Annotated in this window: 2 protein-coding genes; both read right to left on the bottom strand. The window is 35.6% G+C overall.

What is annotated here, in order from left to right; all coding sequences use genetic code 11:
* Nucleotides 1-984 precede the first annotated feature (984 nt).
* Nucleotides 985-1,899 (bottom strand): restriction endonuclease, encoded by a 915-nt coding sequence (locus CUN59_RS01390; RefSeq protein WP_104386160.1) that lies wholly within the window; start codon nucleotides 1,897-1,899, stop codon nucleotides 985-987.
* A 268-nt stretch (nucleotides 1,900-2,167) separates the two neighbouring features.
* Nucleotides 2,168-5,104: an excinuclease ABC subunit UvrA gene (uvrA, locus tag CUN59_RS01395; RefSeq protein ID WP_104386161.1), complete on the bottom strand. Its 2,937-nt coding sequence runs from the start codon at nucleotides 5,102-5,104 to the stop codon at nucleotides 2,168-2,170.
* Nucleotides 5,105-6,000: the final 896 nt, after the last annotated feature.

The raw sequence follows: 6,000 nt of genomic DNA on the forward strand, positions 1-6,000 counted from the left end.
TCAACAATCAGTAAGAACTATTTAACCAATTACCTTGAGACAAATTTTTTTCCGAGGTACTTGCCAAAAATAAAAAATGATTATATGATTTTGAACTGTTGCCGCTAAACTAAAGTAAGTAGGCAGCCGACTGTTTTGTTTACTAGCTAAATGTCCAACAAAAGCATCAGCAAACAAAATTTTCAAATCTACTTGCAAAATAAAAAAGTTAGTGGTATAGTGAGCAAGCAGTTAAATACTGCACCAAAAAACTAAATAGCCTATGCGGGAGTGTGGCGGAATGGTAGACGCTACGGACTTAAAGGATTGAGCCTTGATAGAGAAATCTTTCAAGTGGCAGCTCTCAAACTCAGGGAAACCTAAGTCTACATACATAGATATGGCAATCCTGAGCCAAGCCCAGAAAATCTGAAAATTGAAAATCGGAAATCCGAGATTTAAATTTGCAAAGATTATTCATCGGGAAGGTGCAGAGACTCGACGGGAGCTACCCTAACGTAAAGACGAGGGTAAAGGGAGAGTCCAATTCTCAAAACCATAAATTGCTGTAGCAATTAGGTAGTAGTGAAAACTGCAAGAGAATGAAAATCCGTTGACCTTAAACGGTCGTGGGGGTTCAAGTCCCCCCACTCCCACTTATAAATTACCTAAAAATGTGCTAAGCTACTTATTGTTAATCAAGTAGTTTAGTAAATTTTTTTGCTATCCTACCCATGATTAACCAATTAGTATTTTTAAGAGATTATATTGTCTGAAATAATTAGTTTTTAAAAACTATCTAGGGCTTGCTGAATAAAGCTATAACCGGTTATTAGTAGGGGTTTCGCGGATTTTAAGAACAAGCAAGTGCAAGGTTTTGGCAAATGGAGTCCCCCTGTTCCCTGTTCCCTGTTCCCTCTCCTCACAGACAACTTTTTCAGCAACCCCTATCTATATTCCTAATTTTTGAAATAACTTGATAATTCATTATTATCTCAAAATTACTCATATTCCTAAAAAATAAATAGGAGTTAGAGGCAATCTTTTCTTATCTTCATCTGGTAATTTTTCATAAAATTGCTGCCATAAACTAATAAATCTATCAAAATCTATTAATTCAATATGAGTATGAGAACTGCGAGTTTCATTTTTAGCATCACTGGTAAAACCACCAGTAGAAACAAAAATTCCCACATCTCCATCTTTTTGTAATACTCCTCTCAATTGTCGAATTTCATCTACAGACGCAGGTGATTCTCGATGTTTAATTTGTACTTTAATTCTAGGTGATACTGTTCCTAAAGGGTCCTGATAAGCAATTACATCTAAACCACCATCTTTTCCTTTTGGTGCAATAAAAGGTGTATAATAACCCATTCCTCTTAATAAAGCTGCGACTAAATCTTGAAATTCATAAGCATTCAAATTTCTGACAAATTTTTTTAATCCTTCTACTGCAATTTCTTCGTATTCACTAATAGTTATTTCACCGACTTTATCAACATCATTATCTGTTTCTGATTCATTACCTATTTCTGAATCGTGGGCTAAAATTGTACTATTTTCTTTTTCTGCTTTCCACTGTTTAAATGCTTGAGTGGCAACTTTTAACAGTTGAGATTCTCCTAAATCTAAAGCCTTTTCTCCTTCTGGAGTTAAATACCAAATACCTTTATTTTTTAATAAAAAACCAGCTTTAATACAATCTATGGTATAAAAATGCAAAACACTTTTCCAACGAATATAACCAGATTTTTCATATCTAGCTTTTGCCCAATCATCTAAATCTACTCTTTTTTCGACTTCTTCAATTACTTGTTTACCTTGCAATTGCCCTTCATTTTCTTTGAGAATTTGTAATGCTGCAAAAATTATCTTTTCTGCTAATTGCCAAGATTTAGAATTACTATTTTTAGCCATAAGTTATGTATCTATAATTGAATAGGTGTAAATCAAACGATTATAGTTCATTTTTGTGATTATGTAAATCATTAAATTTTAATTTTCATTAATTTTGATTATCAAACTAACCTACAGTTATGATATAACTACCATACTCCCAATCAATAACCTCTATCGAAATACAAAGCATATCTATTGATCAGCCATTAGAAATAAATGCCCCTAGGTAATAGTAATTTTCCACATACTGTAATTCAACAATCAAACATTAAAGTCAATACTTTATTCAGACAACTACCGGATATTGTACCAACACCTGCTTTAAATATTCCCCAGTATAAGAACGGGGATTTTTCGCCACATCTTCTGGTGTGCCGGCAGCAATTATTTCTCCACCTTTATCTCCTCCTTCTGGACCTAAATCTATGACCCAATCAGAACAACGGATGACATCTAAATTATGTTCAATGACTAGAATTGAATTGCCTTTATCTACCAATCTTTGCAATACATCCAATAATTTATGCACATCATAAAAAGATAATCCTGTAGTGGGTTCATCAATTAAATAAAGTGTTTTTCCTGTGGCACGTCGAGATAATTCTGTGGCTAATTTTACCCGTTGGGCTTCTCCACCTGATAAGGTAGTGGCGGGTTGTCCTAACTGGACATAACCTAAACCAACATCAACTAAAGTTTGTAATTTAGAAACTGCTTTGGGGATATTTTCACAAAATACTAACGCTTCTTCTACTGTCATTTTCAAAACATCAGAAATGGATTTATCCTTATATTTGACTTGTAATGTTTCTCGGTTATATCTTGCACCTTTACACACTTCACACTGGACATAAACATCGGGTAAAAAATTCATTTCAATGACATTTACACCCTGTCCACTACAGGCTTCACACCTGCCACCTTTGACGTTGAAGGAAAATTGTCCCGGTTTATAACCTCTGGTTTTGGCTTCGATGGTTTGGGAAAATACATCCCGAATAATATCAAAAACTCCGGTATAAGTGGCAGGGTTAGATCGGGGTGTTCTACCAATGGGAGATTGATCAATGACAATGGCTTTATCTACAGAATTTAAACCTTTAATTTCTGCAATTTCTTTCGGTAAAGGTGTTTTCTTTAAAAGATGATGTTGTAAAGATGGATAAAGTAATTCATTGATTAAAGTTGATTTTCCTGAGCCAGACACTCCCGTTACAGAAACAAGTTTACCCAAGGGAATTTCCACATCTATATTTTTTAAGTTGTTGCGATGAGCATTTTTAATAGTTAAAGTTCTACCGTTTCCTTCTCTCCTTTTTGCTGGTGTATGAATGACTCTTTTTCCTGATAGATATGCACCAGTTAATGACTCTTGTGCATTTAATAAGTCTTCTAAACTGCCCTGGGCAATAATTTTGCCCCCATGTATTCCTGCACCAGGACCAATATCTACTATATGGTTAGCAGCGCGAATAGTTTCTTCGTCATGTTCTACGACGATTAATGTATTTCCTAAGTCCCGTAATTTGGTTAATGTGGTTAATAATCTGCCGTTATCTCTTTGATGTAAACCTATACTTGGTTCATCTAAAACATAGAGAACTCCTGTTAGTCCTGAACCAATTTGTGTAGCTAATCTAATGCGTTGGGCTTCTCCACCTGATAATGTCATGGCAGGACGATCTAAGGTGAGATAATCTAAGCCTACATCTAATAAAAATTGCAGTCTGGCTTTAATTTCTTTGAGAACTAATTCGCCTATTTGTGCTTGTCGAGGAGTTAATTTTAATTGTTCAATTCTGGCTCGACATTCCCGAATGGCAACACTGGTTAAATCTAAAATTCCATATTGTCCTAATTTCACAGCTAAGGCTTCGGGTTTTAATCTTTTGCCGCCACAAACTTCACAGGGTTGATCTATTAAATATTCTTCTAATTTCTGTTTAACTAATTCTGTTCCCCCTTCATACTGTCTTTGCAAAATGGGAATTACTCCTTTAAATCTTTGTTTCTTCTCTTCTTTGCTTTTCTCTTCGCCATGTAAAATTATCTTTTGCTGTTCTGGTGTTAAATTAACCCACTGGGTTTGCAGTTCAAAACCATAATTTAAACCGACTGCATATAACAGTTCTAAATAATAGGAATTTTCCTTTTCTGACCAGGGTGCGATCGCTGCATACATGGGCGCATTTTCGTTAGGTATGAGCAACTCTGGTGAAAATCTTCTCAATGTGCCAATTCCATGACAATGAGAACAAGCTCCATAGGGTGAGTTAAAAGAAAATAAACGTGGTGATAATTCTTCCATTATTGCACCATGTTCTGGACAAGCAAAATTTTCAGAAAATACCATTTCTGGATGTATTTCGGCATCGGAAATATCTTGATCTTTTCCTTGAGTTGTTATATACTTACTATCAGGTCGCTCCAGCGTTAACTTATCTAAAGTATCATTTAATACCTCAATTATAGCAATACCGTGGGATTGCTTAAGGCAAGTTGTCAGAGAATCTACTAAACGCTCTTGAATACCGTCTTTTTTAATAAGTCTGTCAATAACCAGTTCTATATTGTGTGTATTATTTTTATCCAACTCGATGGAATCAGACAGTTCAAAAACCTCTCCATCTACCCTGATCCTCACGAAACCTTGGGCTGATAAACTCGATAGCAGTTTGCGATGTGTCCCTTTCTTGCCGCGCACCACGGGAGCAAGAATTTGGAAGCGGGTTCGGTCAGGAAGTTCCATAATGCGATCGCACATTTGGTCAATGGTTTGGGGAGAAATACAGCGATCGCATTGAGGACAATGGGGTTCACCCGCACGACCATATAACAACCGCAAATAATCATAAATTTCCGTTACCGTTCCCACGGTAGAACGGGGATTATGGGAGGTAGACTTTTGATCAATAGAAATTGCCGGACTTAAACCTTCAATAGCTTCCACATCAGGTTTATCTAGCTGACCTAAAAACTGGCGAGCATAGGCGCTTAAAGATTCCACATAACGGCGCTGACCTTCCGCAAAAATCGTATCAAAAGCCAAGGAAGACTTACCCGAACCAGAAACACCAGTAAAAACAATTAATTGGTCACGGGGCAGATCCAAATCTATGTTTTTGAGATTATGCTGCCTAGCACCGCGAACCCGAATAGTATTTTGCTGTGCTGGAGTACAGGGAAGAGGATCGCTTAAAGATGGTACTAATTTTTCTGACATATTGACAGGCTGAAAGAATGTGGCAATGTGAAACAATCCTTAATAATACTATCTTTATTCAGGTTATTGTAGAACAACCCCCTAATTTCTTACCCAGGATATCGGCTGATATTGCCTGAATTGGCCAGATAATTGCAGAAAATATGGCTGAGGATAGAGTTGCGGTTTCTCGCAAATCCCAGCACCTACCCTGCTAAAGGTCATTTATCCAAATGGCGGTACTCAGAATATAAAAATAAAATAAATTATTCCTGAACTACAAAATTAACATCTTGATAAATGTCAATGAAACTAAATCTCTCCTAATAAGAATGTATGTTAGAATAAAGTTCAGTTAAATTCTAGCTTAAAATAAATAGATATTACTACTGGAGTTTAATTAGGTATGCTAAACCAATCTATTGCCGAGATGACTTTACAGGATTTAGAATGTTTAATTAATAGACTTGTTGATGAAAGAATTAATCAGGTTAATTTTGGTAAACGCAACAACATAGAAAAACTGAACTTGTTCATAAAATACATACCTTGCAAATCTTAATTTAAACCTTTTTCTAAGTTAAAATTTAAGACTAAATAATGCTTTTAATGGCATTGATAAAGTGATAAAAACTCAGAGAGCGTGTATTTTCCAGATTTAAATAAGGTGCTATCATTCGTGAACCGTTTATTTTTTGGTATTCAGGTACAAGTGATTTTAGTTCTTTTGATGGACTTTCAAGATTATCAGGATTACGAAATTTATTTTGTATCCCCTCAATATATAGGGGAAAGAGTTATTCAAGCACCCATGACAAACCAAAGGAATTGAGAGCAGATTTTTTCCGAATAACACTTGCCAAAGGGGGAATATTTCCAAGCTGAGAAAGTATCCCCTCAATATATAGGGGAAAGAG

This window comes from Cuspidothrix issatschenkoi CHARLIE-1 (genome assembly GCF_002934005.1).
In the GTDB taxonomy this organism is placed as follows: domain Bacteria; phylum Cyanobacteriota; class Cyanobacteriia; order Cyanobacteriales; family Nostocaceae; genus Cuspidothrix; species Cuspidothrix issatschenkoi.

Coding starts and splice junctions, on each gene's coding strand:
- CUN59_RS01390 (WP_104386160.1), bottom strand. CDS start 1,899: ATGGCTAAAAATAGTAATTCTAAATCTTGGCAATTAGCAGAAAAGATA.
- uvrA (WP_104386161.1), bottom strand. CDS start 5,104: ATGTCAGAAAAATTAGTACCATCTTTAAGCGATCCTCTTCCCTGTACT.